This is a genomic window from Arsenicibacter sp. R0_47, from assembly GCF_057652235.1.
In genome coordinates this window covers 88,967-110,985 of sequence record NZ_JBYFCJ010000022.1, presented here as the reverse complement: position 1 = coordinate 110,985, position 22,019 = coordinate 88,967, and the positions used below count along the sequence as shown (strand labels likewise).

15 protein-coding genes are annotated in these 22,019 nt (G+C 43.8%); 6 read left to right on the top strand and 9 right to left on the bottom strand.

The window, feature by feature from the left end; genetic code table 11:
• Positions 1–273 precede the first annotated feature (273 nt).
• Complete coding sequence (locus tag AC23NW_RS26545) at positions 274–3,105, top strand: lantibiotic dehydratase (RefSeq protein ID WP_487453294.1); 2,832 nt, start codon at positions 274–276, stop codon at positions 3,103–3,105.
• A 164-nt stretch (positions 3,106–3,269) separates the two neighbouring features.
• On the opposite strand, the gene AC23NW_RS26540 is transcribed toward AC23NW_RS26545, so the two are convergent.
• Positions 3,270–4,157, bottom strand: coding sequence for a DNA/RNA non-specific endonuclease (locus AC23NW_RS26540; protein WP_487453293.1), 888 nt, complete (start codon positions 4,155–4,157; stop codon positions 3,270–3,272).
• A gap of 521 nt (positions 4,158–4,678) precedes the next feature.
• Entirely contained in the window at positions 4,679–5,356 is a 678-nt protein-coding gene (locus tag AC23NW_RS26535; protein ID WP_487453291.1) for a recombinase family protein, read from the bottom strand.
• A gap of 787 nt (positions 5,357–6,143) precedes the next feature.
• Here AC23NW_RS26535 and AC23NW_RS26530 point away from each other — a divergent pair.
• The 5 genes from AC23NW_RS26530 (at position 6,144) to AC23NW_RS26510 (ending at position 10,505) form a co-directional block, all read left to right on the top strand.
• Positions 6,144–6,968, top strand: a complete 825-nt coding sequence (locus tag AC23NW_RS26530; RefSeq protein ID WP_487453289.1) for a hypothetical protein — start codon at positions 6,144–6,146, stop codon at positions 6,966–6,968.
• A 359-nt stretch (positions 6,969–7,327) separates the two neighbouring features.
• Positions 7,328–7,723 (top strand): recombinase family protein, encoded by a 396-nt coding sequence (locus AC23NW_RS26525; protein WP_487453287.1) that lies wholly within the window; start codon positions 7,328–7,330, stop codon positions 7,721–7,723.
• A 108-nt stretch (positions 7,724–7,831) separates the two neighbouring features.
• Entirely contained in the window at positions 7,832–7,987 is a 156-nt protein-coding gene (locus tag AC23NW_RS26520; RefSeq protein ID WP_487453315.1) for a recombinase family protein, read from the top strand.
• Between the two features lie 120 nt (positions 7,988–8,107).
• Positions 8,108–9,310 carry a hypothetical protein gene (locus AC23NW_RS26515; protein WP_487453286.1) on the top strand — a complete coding sequence of 401 codons (1,203 nt, stop codon included), beginning with the start codon at positions 8,108–8,110 and terminating at the stop codon, positions 9,308–9,310.
• A 4-nt stretch (positions 9,311–9,314) separates the two neighbouring features.
• Positions 9,315–10,505, top strand: a complete 1,191-nt coding sequence (locus AC23NW_RS26510; protein ID WP_487453284.1) for a hypothetical protein — start codon at positions 9,315–9,317, stop codon at positions 10,503–10,505.
• A gap of 383 nt (positions 10,506–10,888) precedes the next feature.
• Here the strand turns inward: AC23NW_RS26510 and AC23NW_RS26505 are convergent, their stop codons facing one another.
• The 7 genes from AC23NW_RS26505 to AC23NW_RS26475 all read right to left on the bottom strand — a co-directional run bounded on the left by AC23NW_RS26505 (position 10,889) and on the right by AC23NW_RS26475 (position 21,050).
• Positions 10,889–11,167 (bottom strand): hypothetical protein, encoded by a 279-nt coding sequence (locus AC23NW_RS26505; protein ID WP_487453283.1) that lies wholly within the window; start codon positions 11,165–11,167, stop codon positions 10,889–10,891.
• An 11-nt stretch (positions 11,168–11,178) separates the two neighbouring features.
• A complete protein-coding gene (locus tag AC23NW_RS26500; protein ID WP_487453281.1) occupies positions 11,179–11,874 on the bottom strand; it encodes a hypothetical protein in 696 nt (231 codons plus the stop codon).
• A complete protein-coding gene (locus AC23NW_RS26495; protein ID WP_487453279.1) occupies positions 11,852–13,183 on the bottom strand; it encodes a hypothetical protein in 1,332 nt (443 codons plus the stop codon). The genes AC23NW_RS26500 and AC23NW_RS26495 overlap by 23 nt, the downstream gene beginning before the upstream one ends.
• Before the next feature lie 113 nt (positions 13,184–13,296).
• Entirely contained in the window at positions 13,297–14,355 is a 1,059-nt protein-coding gene (locus tag AC23NW_RS26490; RefSeq protein ID WP_487453278.1) for a hypothetical protein, read from the bottom strand.
• Positions 14,356–14,537: 182 nt separating this feature from the next.
• Entirely contained in the window at positions 14,538–14,951 is a 414-nt protein-coding gene (locus AC23NW_RS26485) for a hypothetical protein (RefSeq protein WP_487453277.1), read from the bottom strand.
• Between the two features lie 15 nt (positions 14,952–14,966).
• Positions 14,967–15,287 carry a hypothetical protein gene (locus tag AC23NW_RS26480; protein ID WP_487453276.1) on the bottom strand — a complete coding sequence of 107 codons (321 nt, stop codon included), beginning with the start codon at positions 15,285–15,287 and terminating at the stop codon, positions 14,967–14,969.
• A gap of 630 nt (positions 15,288–15,917) precedes the next feature.
• The gene (locus tag AC23NW_RS26475) at positions 15,918–21,050 is read right to left on the bottom strand and encodes an Eco57I restriction-modification methylase domain-containing protein (protein WP_487453275.1); all 5,133 of its coding nucleotides are present in this window, start codon (positions 21,048–21,050) and stop codon (positions 15,918–15,920) included.
• Between the last annotated feature and the right edge of the window lie 969 nt (positions 21,051–22,019).

The window sequence follows — 22,019 nt, the reverse complement described above, 5'->3', positions numbered from 1 at the left end:
ATTAATTTTTGGCGATCCGACTTCTACTGTGTGTACGCCCACAGTAAGTGAACCGCCAGTAATGCGTGGATAGGGGAATAATAGCCATACGAAGACCCTGATAAAGCTTTATCAGGGTCTTGTGGTTTAATTCAGGCTAAGATGTTTCAAATACCATCGTTCATTCAGGTACGATTAGCCGTACAGCCTATCCAATTATCTGAGCGTATCAGTTTCTTGCTATTGGATGAAAGCCCCAGAAAAGCTCTTAACACTCTTCTGTCAACCACTACCGTGGGAGAAGCGATTGCAGATAGTAGCGAAAGTCTCTACCAAAGCTGGCTAAACAGCAATCAGAATGACTCTGTTACTGAAGAACAGGAGCAGGCAATGCTGCGGTATTTTTACCGGTCGCTATGTCGGGCTACCCCTTATGGTCAATTCGCAGGAGTAGGGGTTGCTTTACCCGAAACAAATCCAGGCAGTGTTTATCAGCCTGTACCTTCTTTTGCATTTCATAAGCGTTATGATTCGGCGGTTTTGTGTACGCTTGCGAACGAACTGGAGGCTGACCATTCGGTTCGTACACAATTATTGTATCGGCTTAACAACAGTTTATATAATGCTGCGGGAGCCTGGCGGTTTTCCCATCGGGATGTTTCTGGTGCCGGTGGGGAGGTAACCTTACGGTCATATGCTAATGCAGACGTATTGCAGTCAGTCGTAATCTACATGCAAACCCATCAGCCTGTAAAGTGGCTGACATTAATACAAGAATTAGTTAATCGATTCACGCAATACGACAGAGCTTCACTTGAGAATTATGTACACCATCTTGTTGATTCAGGCTTTTTGGCTTCATCCCTGCAAATACCCGTCACCGGTCTGGCTATGCAGGACTATCTACAGCAGGAACTGATTCGTCTGGGATTCTCCCTTAACCAAATTAAAGATGCTGCAGATCAGGGAGGATTGAAAAACAAGACACAAACCGATACAGTAATAACATCAGCCTTATCAGTTTCGACTGACTCCGTTCGTCAACTCACGCAACAACTTAATGCCCTTCAACCGTTGCTGGTTAGTACGGTATCTGCGACATTAACGGACTTTAAACGGCGCTTTCTACGCCGGTATGAAGGGGCACGTATGCCGTTACTTGAAGTGCTCGACCCCATACATGGTATTCAGTATGAGGTATCAAACCGTCTGAACGAATCCTGGCTCAATGAGTGGCCAATCGAACGTTCCGCTTCATCCGATACAGGTGGTACACCACTCGCAATGCTTGAGTATGTGCTGAGTCAATCAAAATCAGAAGTAGATCTGGAGGAGTACGTAGCTAAAAATCCACTGGTTAACAACACCTCTATTCCCACGGCAGTGAGTGTCATGGGCGAAATGTTTGTAGGTAGAAGTGGAAGCCAGTCTGATTTTCGGTTTCACCTGAAATTGTTTTTTGCCCCATCAGCTTCCCGATTATTGGGTAGGTTCTGTTACTTGTCGGACGAACTCACTGAGCAGGTCAGGATATTGCATCAGCAAGAACAGGTTCATTACCCAAATACGATTTTGGCTGAGATTGCGCACCTTCCAGGCAACCGAATGGGAAATATCATGGCGCGCCCACTTTTGCGGGACTGGGAGATACCGTACCTTACGCCGGGGGGCGTTGATGACGAAAAGTCCATACCTGTATCGGAACTCCTGATCGAAGTTGACCACGAAGTGCGGTTGTATGACCGGCGCAACGGAGTTCGAGTGATACCACGACTATCAAGTGCCCACAATACGACAAAAGGAGATGAAGTATATGGATTGTTGGCTGATATTATGAATCAGGAACAGGTTCAGGTCGGTTGGGATTGGGGGCCATACCGGAGCCGGGTATTTCTCCCAAGAGTAACTTTCAACCGACTGATTATTAGCCGTGCACGCTGGTGCCTAACTAAAGATCGGCATCTGCCATTGCTTAGCGGTTTTAGGGAGCTACAAGCATTTTATAATTTACCACGTCTTTGTCTGCTGGCCGACAGGGATAACGAACTGTTAATAGATCTGTCGTTGGAAACAATGCAACGTTATCTCTGGAAACGATTCATTAAAGATCGTGAGTTAATTCTGTACGAATGGCTGCATGAAACCCTTAAACCAAATTATCAGGCGTGGTACAAAACAGGGCAAGGAAATGGCTACGTATCTGAATGGGTGGTCCCCCTGGTAAAATCACTGCCGAGGAAGCCCGCAGTGATACCTCGAGAAAACAATGTTCCGGTGTGCCGGCGGAAGTTTGAGCCGGGCAGTGAATGGCTGTATCTTCGAGTGTATGCGAGTGAGGCCGCTCAGGAGCATGTATTAGAGCACTTAGAACCAATTCTGAAGCGTCACACAGGCTTGTTTTTCTTTATTCGGTATGCCGATCCGGAACCGCATCTTCGGCTCCGGTGGCATATATCACCCGGCAACTTTGCCAGTCAGTATAGGAGTATACGTCGACGTCTGTCTCCATTACTTGAAAGTCGGTTGATTCACCGAATTGATCTGGGCACTTATGAGCGGGAACTGGAACGATATGGGGGTGACTCGATTGCGATGTGGGAGCGTGTATTCTCGGCCGACACAGTCACATTTCGCCGGTGGCTGAAGAATCAGACGGAAAGCCAATCCCTCGTTGGTGAGGTGGACCGATACCGTCATGGAATTTTGCAGGTGGGTCGTCTGCTGGATGCTTTAGGATTAACAACTATGGCCCGTAAAACACTTTTAACAAGCATACAGCAATCACTATTAGAAGAAAAGCCAAATCCGAGTGGCCTTAGAAAAGTACTTAACGAACAGTACCGCCAACACGCTCAATACCTCTTCAGAGCTTGTGATGAACAGGAGCAGATTACAGGTGAACTGTTTATGAAGTCACTTGATGAAGTTAGACCCGAATTAATGCATTATGGCGAGCAGATTGAATCAGCACTGACACACGGAACAATTCCTTCTGGTTTCAGCCAGATAACAGGAGCCATCCACATGGCTATGAACCGCTTGTTCGTCAGTGAAGCCAGGCACCACGAATTGGTTGTCTATCATTTCTGTGCCAGGCAGTTGGCTAGCCTTGTAGCACGCCGGTAATTAAGAAATGGAGACTAATATTAACAAACTATGTGACATATATTGGTTTTTAGAGTCTTAATTCCTCCAAGACAAGTTTCTCATCCATAAAAAGTCTGTGGCGATTCGCTACGGACTTTTTTTCTATCCCCCCCGCCATGTATAGTCATGTAGTAGCCGTTGAGTTACTGTATTGGTGTCTTGTCCACGGTTGCTTCGACAACTTTTTGAATACTGGCAGAAACATTTGACAACAAATCTAAACCCGTTTTCTGTTCAATCTCATCCACATTGACCCGATAGCTGCTCCAGGCGTTTTCCCCGGTTGTATTTGCATTTGGCATCCAGACGGCAATAACCCGTGTGCTGCTAGTTATTCGCTTAAGATCATCTTTTCCAACGGGTAATACGACCAGGACTTTCCAGAGTGCATTAGGCACCATAATCTTTCCGGAAGCAATGCTAGTGGCTTTTCCATTATCACCTTCACCTCCTTGTCCATATGTGCCGGCAATACAGTATACTTCGTTACCCTGGTCAATTAGCTTACGGGTATACTCTTCCAGAAGTCGCCAACTTTGCCGGTTAAAGATTGGTGCCTGTGGGACGATATTTGTTAGAATAAAGGTGCTTTGATTTTCGGTAACCGTATTATCCCGATCATCACTAGGGCAGAGGTGGCCACGATCATAGCCAGTGTTTGTATAATCGCTATGTTTTGGCACAAACCACCCCGATGGTAATATCTGATCGGGTATGAAGTTTCCCGAATAGCGGACAGCGGATCCTTTCCAGGCGGCCGATAAGTGCCAGCTCACCCAATTGGCAATTCCTGTTACCGAATTGTAGGAGAGTGAGTAGGTTGTGCGAACGATTAAATATGCATTCGGACTAGTTGCCTCTGATCTTGCCCCATCGGGATTACCCAGTGCCATATTATCATCCCTGGTCGGAATAGAAGATGTAAGAGGGACTGTTTCTGGCTTACAGTTTGATAAACTAACTGCAAGTCCCAGAACAAGAATCATTGATGTCCAGGTCGCTAGAGGTAGTTTTTGGTGAAATAAAAACATACAGTTACTTAACCTCCAGGACTTCATTCTACTTAGTTGTATATCGACGTTGTAAAATATAATCGCTTAATAATTTATATGATGATGATACGATTTAAACTAATCAGAACCGTCGGGCTTTACCAGCGCCTGTGGATCACAACAGTTTTGCGTATCACCGCGATCAGAAACTATACCTGTTTCGCCAAAAACGAAAGGAGTTCGGTTATCAGGACTGGCATCTATATCCGGAGAAGAATTAGGAGTATGTTCTTTTGAGGAACAGAGTGATTTTATTATGCCGCACTGCGGCTAGAGTATCAATCTTTACGTTCAGAATCCAACTTCCTATCATATACCCACAGAATAAGGCACATAAGCAAATATGGGAACAAATAAATAAATAACTCTCCGAATCCGTCTGGAGGCACCATTTTATAGTCCAGCTCAAATAATTTTTCATCAATTGTGTCCATACAAATATTTTTTTATGTAAAAATAAAAATTCTTTCATTAAAAATAGCATCATGTTCGCATACCCTTCATTCAAAAAGGTCAACGACTCGTTGTACTTGCACAATCTGAAAAAGCTTCCCTCGTCGGGTGCGGAAACCAAACTCATTGAGTTGCCGCGCAATTTCTGCCCAGCTATTGCCTGACTGTCTGAGTGAGCGCGCCATTGCGGCTGCCCGACGGTTGTTTTCATGTTGACGGGCATTTTTCTGCCGGACTTCTAATCCTTTATCAACGGCTTCAACAGTCAGATTTTCGGGCTTACCCAGGATAGCTCCCGATTTTTTCTTTTCGGCCAGCGCTCTGCGTGTCCGTTCACTGATCAGCTCCCGTTCATGTTGCGCCATGGTCGCCATGATGCCGATGGTAAGCGTATTGGCATCAGGCATGTCGACGCACAGAAACTGCACCCCGGAATCTCTCAGGGTAAAAATAAATGCAACGTTACGGGTAAGCCGGTCCAGTTTGGCAATGAGTAGTACGGCACCTTTCTCTTTACAGTGATTAATAGCTTTGAGGAGTTCGGGACGATTATCCTTCTTACCCGACTCAACATCGGTGAACTCAGCAATGATTTCCCCTTTGTAGGCAATAAATGATTCTACGCTCGTACGTTGAGCACCCAGACCCAGGCCACTGGCACCCTGTCGCTGGGTAGATACTCGGTAGTAAGCAACAAACTGTCTGGCATTAAGATGGTGTTCCACGGTCTTTATGTTGTTGTGCGGTGTAAATATAGACAGATTCAGGCAAAAATTACATTTTCTGAATGGTCATTTAAAAAATGTAATTTCTATCAAAAAGTAATTTACCCGGCCACCAATTAGCCCGAATGCACTTATAGTCTATATTTTTAGTATAATAAAAGCAGGGGGAGGCGATTTTTGAATCGTACTTTTGATAATTAATGAATACTGTCCAAATTTGAATTACAAACGGAAGCAGAGCCCGAAAAAGCTGCTTTTGCAGATCAACCTGGATTTGTTTCTCTGTTTGATTATCTAACAAGTATTTAGGAAAGTGTTGGCCGATGGCCAACACTTTTTTGTATTCACAAAGTTAAGTCAGTTTGATCCTTAGGATGCAGTATAACCCTAGCCCCCATACATCCAAACCGGACAAAGGCTTGAGAGTGGGCAGGTGTGTTCAGGGCAAAGATTATGCGGGCCCAGTTGGGATTTCCACAAACAAATTTGCTGAGGTAAATTTGCAAAAGCACCGCTTTACCGGTCATGGGCAGGTCGACCATGGTGCGTCGATCAAAACTGTGGTCTCAACAGGAAGGTTTTTTGCACTGAGAGCATTTTCCAATAGGCTGAGTGGCCAAGAGTCTAATATGAATCGTGGTTTGGCCGACCTGGTAGTGAAGGCACTCAAATTGATCGGGTAGCAGTTTTGATAAATCCATGCCCAAAAACCAATTACAATCTTTGATGCCTATCCCTCACCCTAACAGGCTCCAAATAATTCAAATTATATCAAATAGAAATCAGTATGTATTTTTCCACTACACATTACACATTTTTACTGTCAGTTTTAATTGCTCTGCTGACAAGTTGCCAAAAAGATTCGGTTGATCCGGAGCCTGTTAGCTGCCGATTGGAGACCTACCGAATTGTTGGCACATCAACCCGAACATTCCGATATAACACTGACAAGTTACCATATATCGTTTCCATCCTTGATGAAGTAACTCAACAGATTTATTCTGTTGATACGCTGAAATATGACGCGCAAAAAAGGCTGGTAAAGATTCGCAATTTTCGGGATGGGAGCATCCTGCGCGATTACACTTTTCAATATAGTGGCAATAGTCTGTACCCCTCTGGTTACGTGCAGACAAATTATGTAGGTACGTATGCATATGATATTCCTTATAGACTGACGTTTAATGCAGCCGGCCAGCTTACCTGGTTTGGAGCAAATGCCGCTACTGTCTCTACAAATGAAAAAACATTAACGTATGACGCAGCTGGAATTGTTGATAAAATAACAGAGCAGATTCCAAACAGCCCTTACAACTATCTTATTTTGCAAAACAATAGCACTGACAACAAACCGACACCGTGGGCATCCAGTTTCCCCTTAAAACTATTTAGCTTTATACGTCTTGGCTTTTGGGACGCTTTTTCAACACACAATATTACTTCAGCTGTCGTATTATCCAGTGTCAGTACTGCAGGGAATAATCCTCCCATTGTCGAGACCGTCAAGCAGTCCACAACCTACCAATATGATACAAATGGAAATCCCACAAGTCAGATTGCAAAAAGACCTACCACAACCTTCGAGTCGCGGTTTACTTATCAATGCCCTTAGCATGCGTTAGGGGATTACATTTGGTTAAACATCACGATTCGTTATTACATGATCTGACTATTGGCCAGATAGAGCCAACTGACCGAATAAGATACTGTATGCTCGTACTTCTCACCGATCCCTAAGAAATAATTCGTCGCGACAAAGTTGAATGGAGAAGAATATGGCCACCAAAATCGATCATTTCGCGGATAATTTGAACTCATTAGTCAAATTTATGACACACAACAGGGTTTTATGAGAAAACCCTGTAAGTATTTATGGCATATCATGAACGGTCATCCATGATATGCCATAAATAGGTATATTTGGTTCCCATAGCCGTGGAACATCTATTTTCAACAGTATAAGGAGTATCCATGAACTACATCTGTTACAATCGAGTATCGACAAAAGCACAAGGGCGTTCAGGGCTTGGCTTGGACGATCAGCAAACTATCGTTAGTCGGTATCTACGAGAAAGAGATCAGATCGCGGCTGAATATACCGAAATAGAATCCGGCCGGAAAAGCGAACGGCCAAAGCTAAAGGAAGCTATCCGAGCTTATCAGCAGCAAAAGGCAAAACTCTTAATTGCCAAGCTCGACCGGCTCAGCCGTAATGTGGCCTTTGTCATGACTCTGAGAGATTCGGGAGCTGATTTTGTAGCCTGTGATCTACCCGATGCCAATACACTTACAGTTGGTATGATGGTTACATTCGCTCAATATGAAGCCGAACGAACTTCTGAACGTACACGCGAAGCCCTGGCATAAAAGAAAGTACAAGGTTTTAAACCAGGAAAACCGGAAAATTTGACCTTACAAGCTATTCAAAAAGGAGAAGCAGTAAGAGCCACGAATGCACTAACAAATAAAGCCAATGTGCAAGCTACAGAGCTAACCACTCTATATCGGAATGAGGGCATGACCTATGCTCAAATAGCTGATAAGCTGAACCAAACTCATTATCGAACCAGGCGGAATAAGCAGTTTGAAGCAAAAGCCGTGTTCCGCCTATTGAAAAGAGCAAGCTCCTGAATGAGCCAAAATTTGTAGATTACAGTCCTACTAAATTTCCAGCTCTAATCTCAACTATAAGTACAGGTAAATATTATATATTTATCTCTTTAAGTATTAAAGAATAACAAAATCGACCGAATGATAATTAGATCAATACTAAAAGACGAACGTATAAATGCTTTTAACGCTTTAGTCGAAATAACTATAGGGGAGTATCTCTCTTTTGCCCCTGCAATTATAGATAATAATGAATTTCAAAGAAAAAAAGTAATTAGGTCAAAAATAAAAGAAATTCTTCGTGAAGATTTGTTGCGAAACTGCCTTATACCATCAATTGTTCTGGCAATTTCTGACGAAAAGGTAAATACCATAAAAGGAGAAAATGATTTTGAAAAGGCAGATCAAATTGTTAAAGAAGCGATAGAAAAACAAGAGATTCTTATTATCGATGGCTTGCAAAGAACTTTCGTTATGCTAGGGCTAGAAGAAGAATTACAAAAAAATGATGAGCTTCTAAAGCAATTTCATTCTCATAAAATTAGGGCAGAAATATACCTTGGGTTAAATCGTATTGGATTATTATATAGAATGATTACGTTGAACACAGGGCAAACAACTATGTCTACCCGTCATTTGATGGAAATTTTATACATAGATTATTCACGGATTGGTTTTGATGGAATTCATATTGTAAAAGACAAAGATGAGACTGTAATTGAACCAAATACTAATTCATTTAATTTCAAAATAATCCTTGATGGTTTAAATTCGTACATAGAAAAAAATGAAGCTGTAATTGAAAGAGTTGAAATATTAGACAATATAAGAAGTTTGGATGCACTAAAATTGGAGCAAGGCGAAAGGGACATTTTTAAAGAATTTTTACTTACACATAAGTTATTTCTAGATGTGCTTTTGCTCAAAACAGGAAATTGGGTTTATACAGAAAATAATAATAAAGACGTTGCATTTAAATTAAATTCTCAACCATTTGGAAAATCTGTTATAGATATTTTTAAAAAATCACAAGCAATAACGGGATTTGGAGCTGCATTAGGGTTCATCAAGGAAAAAAAGGGATTAAGTTGGTCTGAAATCAGGTTAATAATTAACGATATATATGTAGATTCTGACGATTGGAATTCAGCTTTTGAGCTAATGTTAAAAGAATTTGATCTAATTAAAGAAAAATCAAAAAAAATAGGGAACGATCAGCGATTCTTTTTCAAATATTTCTTTAGAGGTCTTTTAACACCTGATTCTGATGAATTTTTGAACTTTGGTAAAGCTTCGGTGTATGCCTATGACACTCTTCGGATAGAAAAAGAGTATAAAAACTAATAGAATGTTAAAACTTAAAGAAGCAGCTCCATCACAAGAGGAGCATGAATTCCATCTAAGCAATATTACACAAAACCCTAACGTAACCACATTTGAACTTACTAGTCCAACATATGCTGGTTTCAATATAATTTTCGATTTAGATTCGATACCATACAAATTGCCAATTGGATATACGGTTAGCGTCCATCTTTTCAAAAATACATTCCATTTACAACAAGAAATGATTGATCTAAGGGTTAATGGCCTAGCTGCTAATTCTGGAAGAATCGGGTATTTTTTTCGTTTAGATGCCTTATTCGAAAAAAATATTCTTCAATTAAATCAACATACCTATTGTTATGCATACTATGGTTTAGAATTCTTATTCAGAAATTTAGAAACGTTACAAACGAAAGAGGCTATCATTAAAGCTAGCCCATATGAAATTATAGACTTTTTTGATGACGAAACAATAATACTGGTTTTATGCAATGAATTGTGTAACGGTATAAAAGATTTCAATATCGACAATTACTTAGCTAATCTATTTTTATTTGGATTTATCCCGTTCAGCATGTATAATCAGATTGAGACCATAAATAAGTTAAACTATCTTGAGGATAAATATAACTCTATAAAATCTATTGTACGACCAGATGGTGTTTATATTTTACGGTTAAATTCGGTTAATGTATTGCTATCTGGTGAAACTTTTATTTCTCATATTTTTAAAAATTTAATCCAAAAGAAAAATGATCCAGTCGCTCGATTTTTAATGCTTTATCAAATAGTTGAGATTTATATTTCAAAAGTATTTCCATATGAAATTGGCAATAAGATTTGTGGTCAATTGCACACAATCACTAGTCATAAATTGAAGGAAACACTTGATGACTTAAAAAAACATAGGTCATTGATTGATTCTCTTTTTAATGTTTATGCTCGGCCAAGTAATACATTAGATACTGAAACAAAAAACTTTATATTAGATTTTTTCGTTCATGTTAAACATCCTGATTATCAAGATCCAGTGAAAAATGCTACTCTGACCTTAACCGATTTATTCTATGAAATGCGAAATAGACTAGTTCATGAATATCGCCTTTTACATACACATGGTGTAGATTCAAAGCAGTCAATACTAAAATTGGAGCATATTAACTGGCTTACAGAAGCTTTAATGGCTGAAGTTATTACGGTATTTAAGACTTAAATTTATAAATCGATATTAGTTAGGTACAATCCTACAAGGGTCATTTTGGGTTTGTTACATCTGAAAACAGGTAAGTTTTTACTATACTGTTAACTTCATATGCGTTCAGTGTTCTATAATAAAACCCATGATTACCATTGACATAAAGATTTCCACTATCCTTATCAAAAAGGTGTGTATATCCGCTTCCAGGTGATTACTCGGCTTTTTCCATTCCTAACAATGCGGCATACCTTTGTGAAGTCATTTTCGGGCAACTCATATGTGAAGCATTCTTTTAAAATTGACCGACATGTTATGGAGGCTAGAATGCCATACAGTCTGAGCAAAGGCCGTAATCTGTCCGCGTCCAATACAGAATAATTTTAATGGGCATTCTTTTTCTACTGACTCATGTGGCTGGTTAAATTTTTCAAAAGTGCGAAAAATAACTTCCCTTGATTGAAAAACATTGCCATCTTCTTCAACACAGAATCTTTACTGGTTAGCCAGATTTTACAGTAGCTGGCCTGTGCATCCATACTATTTTGTATCATTTCCCTGATAGCTTCGACTTCGCTCTGACCTTGGTTATGGATTAGTTGATAAAGAAGGTTTTGATGAACTAGAAAAGACCGGAATTCCTCAGATGAAGGGCTATTAACAGCCAGTACATTTTCCATTATGAACTTGTTTATTTAATATTGGAGCTGTTCTTATTACTAAGCAGTTGGCGCTCAGACTGAATCTGGTCCCAAAGTCTGCTTAAGACCCCACTGCAAAAGCCTGCTACAGCACCAGCTATCTGAATGATGCCCAATAAACACGCCAACAACAGCAAAAGGGACCAAAAGGGATAAGTTAAAAATATTTCTGACAATCGCTTCAGCGAACCAGTATTTTCGGTTTCCTGATAAGTGATTCCGTACTTGTCTATTGCACTTAGAGACTGTTGTTCCAGCATTTCTACCGTTTGCCAGATATTGGCAAGGGCCAGCGAGTCCCGTTTATTGTGGGGATGTTGTCGAAATTCATCAACCATCTGACCCACCATTTCAACCTGTTCGTTCACTGATAATCTATCTGCGATACTCCGTACAACCGGTGAAGGAAGATACATTACCCCTGTTACTGTTAACGAGTCGTCGTCAGGGCGCAAGTGGTAAAGAGTTTGGTCGGATATATGTGGATCAAGAACAGTCCGCCTATTAGCTTGATCTACCTGTTGTTGGCTGAATGCCGGACTAGCCAGCGAGAGAAAGATGAATCCAGCGATTTGTTTTTTCATTATTATTGGGGCTTCTTGGTGGCCTTTAGGTTCAACTTTTATATATGAATTATATATACGAAATACGCAATATCCTGATTTATGATCTGCTAAAACCTGCATGGTTTATAAGGATTTCAAACTGATCCGGACTAAAATGCGTCCCGGTTTTTTTTCGGGTGATTGCTGTTTGTTTTAAATGGTAGCAATAAACACCTTGAACTGTTTTTCGTTGCAGCTTACCTGCGCTAAACGCTTCAGCCAGCATATTCCGGTAGACTTTTTTCAAGGATACGACTGTCTGATCGTCTTTTTCAAGACCGATTAACGCAGGTAATAATCCGGCCTCCCGGCGTAGGAAGAGTAGTTCTGTCGCATTATAAAAACGCTTTTTGGGTAATCCCTTCATCCACTCTAGCAGGTCACTGTAAGAAGCATAAGTCTTCCATTGAGATTGCCATTCCAAGAGGCCCCATAAATTAAGGTTGGGGATACTGGTTTTGGTAAAGATTGTGGGATGATTACGGAGCAAGGTGTTGTATTGATACTTCAGCGAACTCACTTCTATGCTTTCAAGTTTCAGCGGATTTTCTGCACATAACTGTGCCATTGTCTGAACACAGCTTTTTTGCCTGAAGAAACTCCTCAACTGGTCAACTTCATCATCAACGCTTCGTATTGAAAGATTTGAGAGTAGCTCCGGACTTGCAGTCCCAAGTTGTACCTGTTCATAAATACCTCCAAATTCATTTTTAGCGCTCTCTTCCAAAGCATACTCAAAATACTGAGGGTTACTCTGACATGTGGAAATATCACCAGGTACTTCCATCATTTCAACTAATGTATGAGGATTTTCCTTCTCTGAATCTTCACAAGGTATCCCAAAAGCCTGTCGAAGAAGCCCAGTTACCGTTTCATATCGGAAAAACTGGATATAGGATAACCGATAGACTAGCCCGCTATTGTACTGGCAGGCCAACTGCCGGGCTTGGCCGCTTGTAAGTTTAGCAGAGTCAGTATGACTAACCAACTGACCGTACCAGTTTTCCATGAAGCGGACAATGTAATGCCCATAATGATCGAGCAGTTGTGAGCGGGTCATAGGTGGTTCAGCCTCATCCTGGTTGACTAAATCCAGTAGAATATCTGTTACTGAATCCAGTTGACTGTAAAGTCGTAACCAACCGTCCGGGGAAAGCTGAACTGTGTCTTCGCCCTCTTGAGGTAGAGTCACAGAACGAATTAATTTGGCTCCGCGCTGGAACCATTTGGAAAATATACTTACTGCGGGTTGTCTAATCAGTACCAGGGGATCTGTTTTAAAAATACCCCGTCGTTGAAGGGATTCCACCAGTTTTTTCCCCAGTTCCTCATAGAGATTCACCAGATCATCATGAGGTATGCTTATATGTGTTGGAGGGCTCAGTTTCATATCTGAAAAATAGTTATTGAATATAAATATCAATTATTCAACTTTTTTTCAGGAAATCAAACTTTTGTCCACGAAAAAGCCTCGACCAAACGGCCACGGCAGCAAATGAAAGGTTAGATTTTTGATTTGACACAATGCCCATGAGACATTCGGTAGTCAGCGAGCTGCTGGATAGACCAATCACCATAAGTACATAGAGCTTTTTCGAGGTACTCAGGGAGGGTCAGTTTACCTTTCACGCCCAAATTCAAAGGCCTGTGGGCAAACTTGCGCAGTTTAGCTTTTTCACGCTCGACCCATTCATACCACGCAGTCGGCTTGGTTCGATAGAGATAGACGATTTCAGCTTCTCCCTGAAACGGGCAGCGTTGACAATTTGTTGGAAAGGGAACCCGCTGTCCAACCGAAGCAATGTATTGCTGGCAGTTGCCCCGGGTCATGCCGAGGTCTATTAGTGGATAAACATGGCGTACACAACGTTGTCGATAAACGGGAACAAGCGAATGTTTAGTGGCCTTTTCTTCCTGCTGACCAAACAGGTTTGTAAAAGACCGATGGCAGTCTACTTCATCCTCTACAGATTCAGGGCCTTTTTTTCGGGCTTTGTGCTTTTGGCTGGAGGTCTCATTGTTCGCTGTACATCTACCTACGGTGTCAGCCACCCGATCCAGCTCATCAGCCGCAAAACCAATCCAGCTTACCAGTTTACCGTAGTAGTGGCGGTACTCGTAATACGTTTTATAGCCTTGTGAGGTGAATCCATAAGCATGTCGCATCCAATCGGCCACAAATCGATAACATACCTGAATCTTCAACTGATCGGTGCATGACTTGGGAAAAGCAACGCCCATAATGTTATTGTTTCGGTACATCTGCCCCATCAGACTTGGCCATGATTCGGAATGATAGCCCATCTCTGTCGTCACAAAATAAAACTCAATGTTCTGCTGCTGACAGAATAGCCGAAGGTGGGGCAAGGTTTCTTCGTAAAAATCGTCGTGTTCGTCACCAGTATCGGACATAACGACTAAAAAATGAGCGTCACCGACATAGCGTTGCCGAAACGTTGGTTCATAAACGTATTGATACAGGAGCGCGTGAGAATCCTGCCCACCCCCGCAAAACAGCACCACCGTTGGGCGATTAAGAAACCCGGTTCGGGCAGGGAACATAAACCGGCCGGCCTTTATAACTCTTACCATGCTTTAGCCTCAGTGTTGACATGTCGCTCTTCGATAGCGGACAGGAAATCGCTGATGTTTAACGGAGACACCTCTTTTAACGAACAAATTTGTTTCTGTCCGTTTCGGGTCAATAAGACGTTTACGCTCGTACTCATACAAATCAAGAAAGCTTAAGCACTCCAAATAGAATCCATGTCAAAAGTGTGCAGGGCTACAGGTTGTCCGGTCTCGTCAGCGTACAGTGCCACTTCCTCCAAAGCCTGCTCAATGGCTCCCCGTCGGTCATAGATAGCAACGGGCCCTTCATACATGGCCCGTAAATCCCAATCATGGGTAGATCGTTCTGTTAACCAACGGTCAAACATGGCTTCGACAAATTTCCAAAGGGGCGTTCGCACGTTCCAAAGCGTCCGAAAATCTTCGATACCCGGATTCACCCAGAACAGTTTATGCGTCCGGCGGGTGGTAGGCTCAAAAGTGATCAACTCACCTGGCATTATAGCCAGTCCTGAACTGGCACATTTACCTTTAAATTTAGCGTTGATTATCCGAAAAGGTGTTTGATTGAGTGGGGAAAGTACCATGATAAACGGGGAGGATTAGACGTTAGCGGTTTCGTAGGCTCCGGCAGGGACGGGCAGTAGGGCAGCATTATTAACGATAATTCCAGTGGCCGTTTCAAAGATCCAAAAGCCTGTCTCCAGCTCGTAAAACAGGTACGTAACGACGTAATGCTTATGGTCCTCCGGCTTGATGTGAGCCGGAATCTCCCGCAGCCCCGCCTGTTTAGCGAGTTCAATAATTGCTGTGGTACGTTGGGAACCTGGGGGGCCCTCTACAAGGGTCAATGCCCCGCGCTCTTGCACGGTTTGTTGCCACTCCTGAACAAGAGTTAGTTGAGACGTTTTGAGGTGTTTCACGGCATTTATCGGCTTTGATTATCTTTTCAAAGATACGAAATCACACACCCATAAGCATTTAATAAACAGCCCAATAGCCTCAACTGTAAACCCCTCACCCTTTTGTCATTATTACTGTGGCGTGTTTGTAACGTGTCGGGCCTTCTGACCGATGCGGGTCGAGGGGAGCGTTTCCAGGATGACGTGAGGTACGAACAAAATCCGGAAAACGCGTAGGAGACCCCGCGTAGGTCAGGTGGCTCATTTACTTTAGGTTAAATGAGATCAGAAGGCGCAGCCGAGGATCGGGTTTAACCGGGTAGCGTAGTTAAAGTAGCGTGTTTATTCACGATGTTTAGTTTTTGAAAGTAACAACCATAAAAAAAGCAATTTTTGGGTATAGTTTTTTTATCTGACGAAGACAAGATCAATTAACGGGTACATATATACGTACATTTATTGTCAGGAAACTTTGAATAAAATACAGCTACTCCCCGATCCATCCGGCATCCTTTTGTTAAGACGGGTGGCGTTCAGAAGTAGCGTGGTGTATTCTGTATTATTTTGTGGCGTGGTAACAGGGGCAACAAAAATGCCCTTCCTATAATACGGAGGGGCATTCAATCTTTAACTTTCTGATAACCTGCACACTTACATCGTTTCGCTTTCCATCAGTCTTTTCAAGGTTTCAAGTTCTCCTTCCAGATGAATTATGACCTCAAGTTTCTTAAATGGCTCATTTACTTTCTTACCAAATTCTACTTCTTCGGCCTGTGCCTTCTGTATATCCCGTTTAGCCTGAAAGGGGGCTTCCAAAACATCATTTGCCTTTGTCCGAAGCGACGTATAAAAACCCTGTCCGGTTAATACACACCCTTTGAGCGTCAGTCCCCATGCATAGCTTGTTCCATACTCAGCTTTGCCTGTTACCCGGTCATATCCTGTCAATACCCCTTCCAGACCAATCATTAAGCCGTTTACCGTAATTGTCTTTTTGCTATTACGACCCCGCCTTGCCAGCATCTGAATTTCTATAAAAAGCCGTTCGGTTGCGGCTGTCCAACCAGCAATACCCGTCGACTCCCTGTAAACCACTCCGTCAATATCAACGGACGTAATCCCTTCTCTTCCCCATTTTTGAGCAAATAAATCAGCTTCCAGTTGAAGTTTAGGCAGTTGGGCCGAACAAACAGACAAGGTACGACGGGCCGACTCAATCCGTGCCTGTGCTTCGCGTAATCCGCGTTCGTAGTTTTTCTTTTGCTGGTACAGACGGCTGAGTTCATGCTTCCTGACCGTGTAGGTAATGGCATATTGGGAACCGGAAAGCGTCGCCATCATACCTTCAAAACTCATAGACATAAAATCGTCCTCGCTTGATAAATCGCTTACTTCAGCGTCCGTAACGGTTCCTTGCAAGACCTGATTGATAAACTTCTTTTTGATAGCCATACGCCCGTAGGCAGTGGCATCCAACGTTTTATCAACCCCGTAAGTAAAGGCTTCAACAGGAATACCCCACTCAGCAAACAAATTACCCTGCCGAATCATCCGCCCGTTTCGCTGTTCAAAGTCGGTGGGGCGGTTTGGGGCGTCCAAATGGTGCAAGGCTCCAAGTCTCTCCTGTACGTTAACCCCTACACCCATACGCTCCGAGGTGCCAAACAAAATCCGGATTACTCCATTACGAACCTGTTCAAAGACAAGCTCCCGCTTGCTCGCATCTTCGGGAACAACCGCTATTTCATGCGCCGGGATGCCTTTGGTTATAAGCTTCTTCCGCATATCATCAAACAGGTTAAAACGGGCCGTCGCTCCGGCGCACCGGTTCTGCCGCTGGTGGCCAAAGTCAGGGTTTGAACTTGTGTCTTCTTCATTCAGATAAACACTTTTGACTGCCGAAGACTGAAACAAGTCCGCGAAAACTAACTGTGTCCCCCTGTAAGGGGTTAGCTCGTGGTATTTACGCTCAATTTGCTCTACAGCTACCCATGCTTTTGCCCCTGCTTCGTCCTCATTCTGAGCATTTAACAAACGTATATCCAGCGTCACCTTTCGCGCCTGTCCATACATGACAAGGGGGATATGGCTGTTTTCCCGCTTGTCTTTCGCGGATAGTTTATCGTACCAGGCCAATATAGAGCGAATTTCAGCTAGTTCGGCGGCAACCCCCGGGGTCTGGGGTAGAATAATCTCGGTAAACCGTCCCTGTTTTAGAATAGGCAAGGTGTTATCACGCTTAAATTCCTCAATGTCGTCATTCATTACCACATCAACCTGTTCCCTATATAGAGCTGACAATTGAGGTACATTCACGAATTTAGCGAATCGGTCAACGGCCCGGAACTGGCCGGCAGTGGTCATTTCAAAAGAGGGGACTACTGACCCAAAGGCCCCGGCGAATCCATCGAACGTATCACAACCCACACTGGCTAATCGGTCAGGCGCGATAAATCGTAACATCGTCCATGCTTCGGCCATCGTGTTTGAAATTGGTGTTCCGGTAGCCAGTACAACCCGTCCGCTCTTGCGCTGTACCGTTCTACACTTGATTAAAGCCTGTAACGCATCCTGTGAACCCTGGGTGTCGATACCTTTGATATTTCGGCGGTTGGTGGCAAAACCAAGGCGTTTTTTACTGTGCGCTTCGTCTAGCATCAAACAGTTTACTCCCAGCTGGCCGAAATGCAGAATAGAATCCGTTTGCCGTGCGCTCTGTGCCTGTCGGCGGGCGGCCACCCGTAATTTGGCTTTGTTGATTTCCTTAACGGTTTTTTTACGTTTAAGGGAATGCCCTGCCAAATGCTTGATATTTCCCTCTGCCCGGGCCAATTCTTCGCGCAAAAAGATTTCCTCGTCAGTCGGATCGTCCGGAATCAATTTTAAAAAGGAGTTTGGTAATACGATCAGGTCAAACGGATTGGTTGCAATTCGTTGTAAAAACCGCTTCCGGTTTGATGCTTCCAGATCTAACTTATCAGGTACATAAACAAGGGCAGACGGGTACAACCGTTTACAAGCCCGGCCAAAGTCAGCAACGGTTGAGTTCTGAACAGCAATAATCGTTTTGGTAACTTTTCCAAGCCGCTTTAATTCCATAGCAGCTGAAATCATCGTAAATGTTTTACCACTACCGACTACGTGTGCCAACATCGTATCAGCTTCTTTTATCCGCTCCGTCGCCCGTATCTGGTGTTTACGTAAACAGATTGCAGGGCTGGCACCGGGATAGTGGGTCAACTCCTGTCCTTTTATGGTCGGTAAAGCATAGGTTTTGGGGACAAAATTGTTAAAGCGGTTATTAAAAATGGTCTCAATCCGCTCGCCGTAATTCTCCCGCGCAAAGTCGTTAAAGGCTTCCTGAATAGCTTCCTGTGCCTGAACAGCCGCTGATGTAGCCTCTATATCTTTTACTTCTTTTTTCTCCCCATTGACATATACCGTCTTTGTAACGACGACGGAACGGCTGTTTAGGGCAGCTTCGACTAATTCAATCCCATTCCGCTCTTTCGTACCTGCGGCTTCATTTTTAGCCGAATAAACGCGGTTATAATCGACACTATATTGACGGGTGGCGGGGTCAACCTCGATACGAACAACCAAGTCTAAATGCTGGCTGATAAACCCGGTTATTAGTTCATTCGGTAACCAGTTGGAGCCAAGTCCAAAAGAGATAAGGGAAACAGGAACAGGGGCGGGTATGACTTTTTGTAAGGCCGTGTAGTTGGGCGTAAGTTCGGGCTGTTCCAGCAGGTGTTGTTCGACTGAATGTAATTTGGTGCGTACCTCTCCTGACAGATAGCTAACCCGGTCAATAAGTCGGCCAGATTCAGGGCAAACAAAAGCCAGTTCGGATTTAAGCAGTTCGTCCCGTACCACATCGGGGGCTTTACCGTATTTCTCCGACATATAAACAAGCGAAATACCACCCGTTGCATACATCGACAGTTGCAGGGCATCCGTCAGGGAGTCTACTCTATCGGGAATTGTCGCGCTTCGGTAAACCCGTTCGTGTAGAATGGTTGCCGGGGTGATAGTGTAAGATTTGTCCGTGTTACGCTGTACATTTTCCAGCGCCTGAACGGTGGGAAACTGCACATCCCATTCTTCCAGAAAAGCTAAATTCCGGTTACGATTCAGTTTTCCGAAATGGCGGGTAAACGTGCCGTAAACATCGCGTAAAGTTACCCGTACCTGGTCGCATACCTCCTCAGACTCTCCGGCTAACTCCACGCGCAACATTTCCCTGAACGCCGCTTTAAGAGCTTCATATTGTTCAATGATAAGCGACTTTTTGAAGAGTCGTTTGCCGATATTGACAGCGCCTGAAAACGCATCCAGACGGCTTTGGGTTTGAGTCAGTGGGTTATAGGGGACCGGGGCGGTCTGGTAGATAGCCCGGGGAAAGGATTCAATAGCAGCATGGAGGCGCGGGGCTAATTCGTCGGGAACGGACAGAAAGAGCGTTTGGCGGTCGGCTCCGTACAAACCGCCTACATTAACCGTGTCGGCAAAAGTCATTTCACCTAGCATCAGGTGTGGGCGTTCGGCAAAGTATTCGTTCACCACAACCGAACGGGCCAACTCCCCCGAATCCTCTTCTTTTGATTCAGTAAAGACCGTCACCGTTTCTAAAAACGTATGGTGAGCAAAGGGGGAAGATTGGTAGGCTTCGCGGGTAACGGGGTCTTTCTGAAATACCAATATATCCGTCGTTACTTCTGTCCCGCTGTTCTTTTTAAAGGTGCAACCTGGCAATCTGACAGCTCCCACTAAAGTAACGCCCTCAGCAGCTAACGTTTTACGAAACGTAGTGCTTCCGCTATCCATCGTACCGGCAGACGTAATAAGGGCCATCAGGCCACCGGGACGCAACAAACGGGCCGAACGGCCTATAAAGTAGTTATGGATAAAAAAGTCACTTAAATCGCGGTTTTTGCGGTCAAAAACGTTGAAGTCGCCAAAGGGAACGTTACCTGTTACCAAATCAAATTGCTCCTTATCTTCTCCAAAACGGACCGTTTCGAAAGGGGCAGCATGAGTAGTGAGTTCAGGATATAGAGCGGCAAGTATAGCCGCCGAAAGCGGGTCTTTCTCTACGGCAGTAACGCGGGTATGCTCCCGAATCGAAAGAGGCATCATGCCGATAAAATGGCCTATTCCGGCGGCTGGCTCTAACATATCCCCCCCGGTAAAACCTAAGCGCTCTATCAGTTTCCACATGGCACCAATGACCAAAGGAGGTGTATAAAAAGCGTTGACTGTCGATAAAGCCGCCTCTTCGCGTTCGGTGGGGCTTAACAAGGTTTCCAGTTCATGCCGCACATGACCAAACGTTGTTATCCATCGGCTTTCCGACTCGGCAAGCTCAATACCGGGAGCTTCCTGTCGGGCTAAAAACCACTTGTACCCATCCTCGTCCCAAACGTTTGATAGTTCCCCCCAGCCCACAAACTGAGCAAGGGTTAGTTGCTCGGCCCTCGTCAGGGGCCGGGGGTTTTGGCGCAAGGACTGAATCAGTCTTAAGGCGTTAAGATTCGCAGTTAATTTGTTGCGGCACCCGCCCGGTGGGTTCCAGTCTTCTGGTAGACAAAACAGGGCATCCCGCAAGAACAAGGGAAAACGAACAGGCCCGTTCCCTGTCAAAGGGCCGGTAAGCTCGTTGTCGGTCAGTGAAACAATGGATTGGGAAGGAAGCAGATCAGGCAGAATGTCGAAAAGAGACAACTGACCACTATACACGGACGGACGAGCCGCCCGATGCCGGGGGTAAGTAACAGCCATAAAAATGAATGGTTAGGGCTTTTGGCCCCTTTCTCTGAATGATTATCTTACCCTAAAGATCGTCATTTTACACCCTTGAAACTAGTATTATCAGCCTGAACAGGCAGGGGTAGATCCCCCCCCCCTTTTATCTTTACTTATTCTGTGGCGTGTTTAAAGCAGCAGCCGGGTAATTAAACAATGTCCATTGACGATCTTAAAAATGGTTGAACTCCCTGGTAAGGCATGGGCGTCCGGTAGATGAGCAGTTGGGGCATGCCTGTAGGGTTCCTTAAGTTGAACCTATAACCCTGTGTTTTAAAACAGTCATTCCGGCAGACTCAATCAATGTTGAGCAATGTCCTGCCGGCGATAATCCGGCTGATTCATTTTTAGCCACACTATAAAGCGTCTGCCCTGCAACTCAATAGCGTGCAGGGTGGCAGGAATTCACTGAATTACATCTATGGTAAGTTTTTGCCCCGCCAACTTTGCGTCCGTCAGCAGTTGACCTACTGTCTGATGCTCACCATTTTTCAGGCTACTCTAGTAATACTGGCTAATAATCTGTTCCACGGGGATTATCTACAGCGGTAGAGCTCAGCAGTTCTTTACTGTCCACGGCCCCTATCCCTGCTGATAACTATCCACGAACCATTCGTGGAGTAAACCAGAGAAGATCTCACCATTGACTTTGGCTAATACTCCAGGGAGCTAAGCGCAGGAAATAACCCGTAGCCGATCAGTGACAGCAGCCTGTTGCAAAACTTTAAACGGATCAGCCCTTGCTGTGATGGACCATTTACTGATTGAGCCGGGATAATTTCCCGTACCGCCCACAGCACAGAGAGACTCTTAACCCTGTCAATAACAGCGATAAAGGGTGTTTTTTGCCACAGTTATCCCGTTAATCAAGACCTACTGTTTTGGCTAAACACTCAAAAAAGCGTGTAACTTTGGAGGGGCAGGTCGCAGTCGTCATAGGTTTGT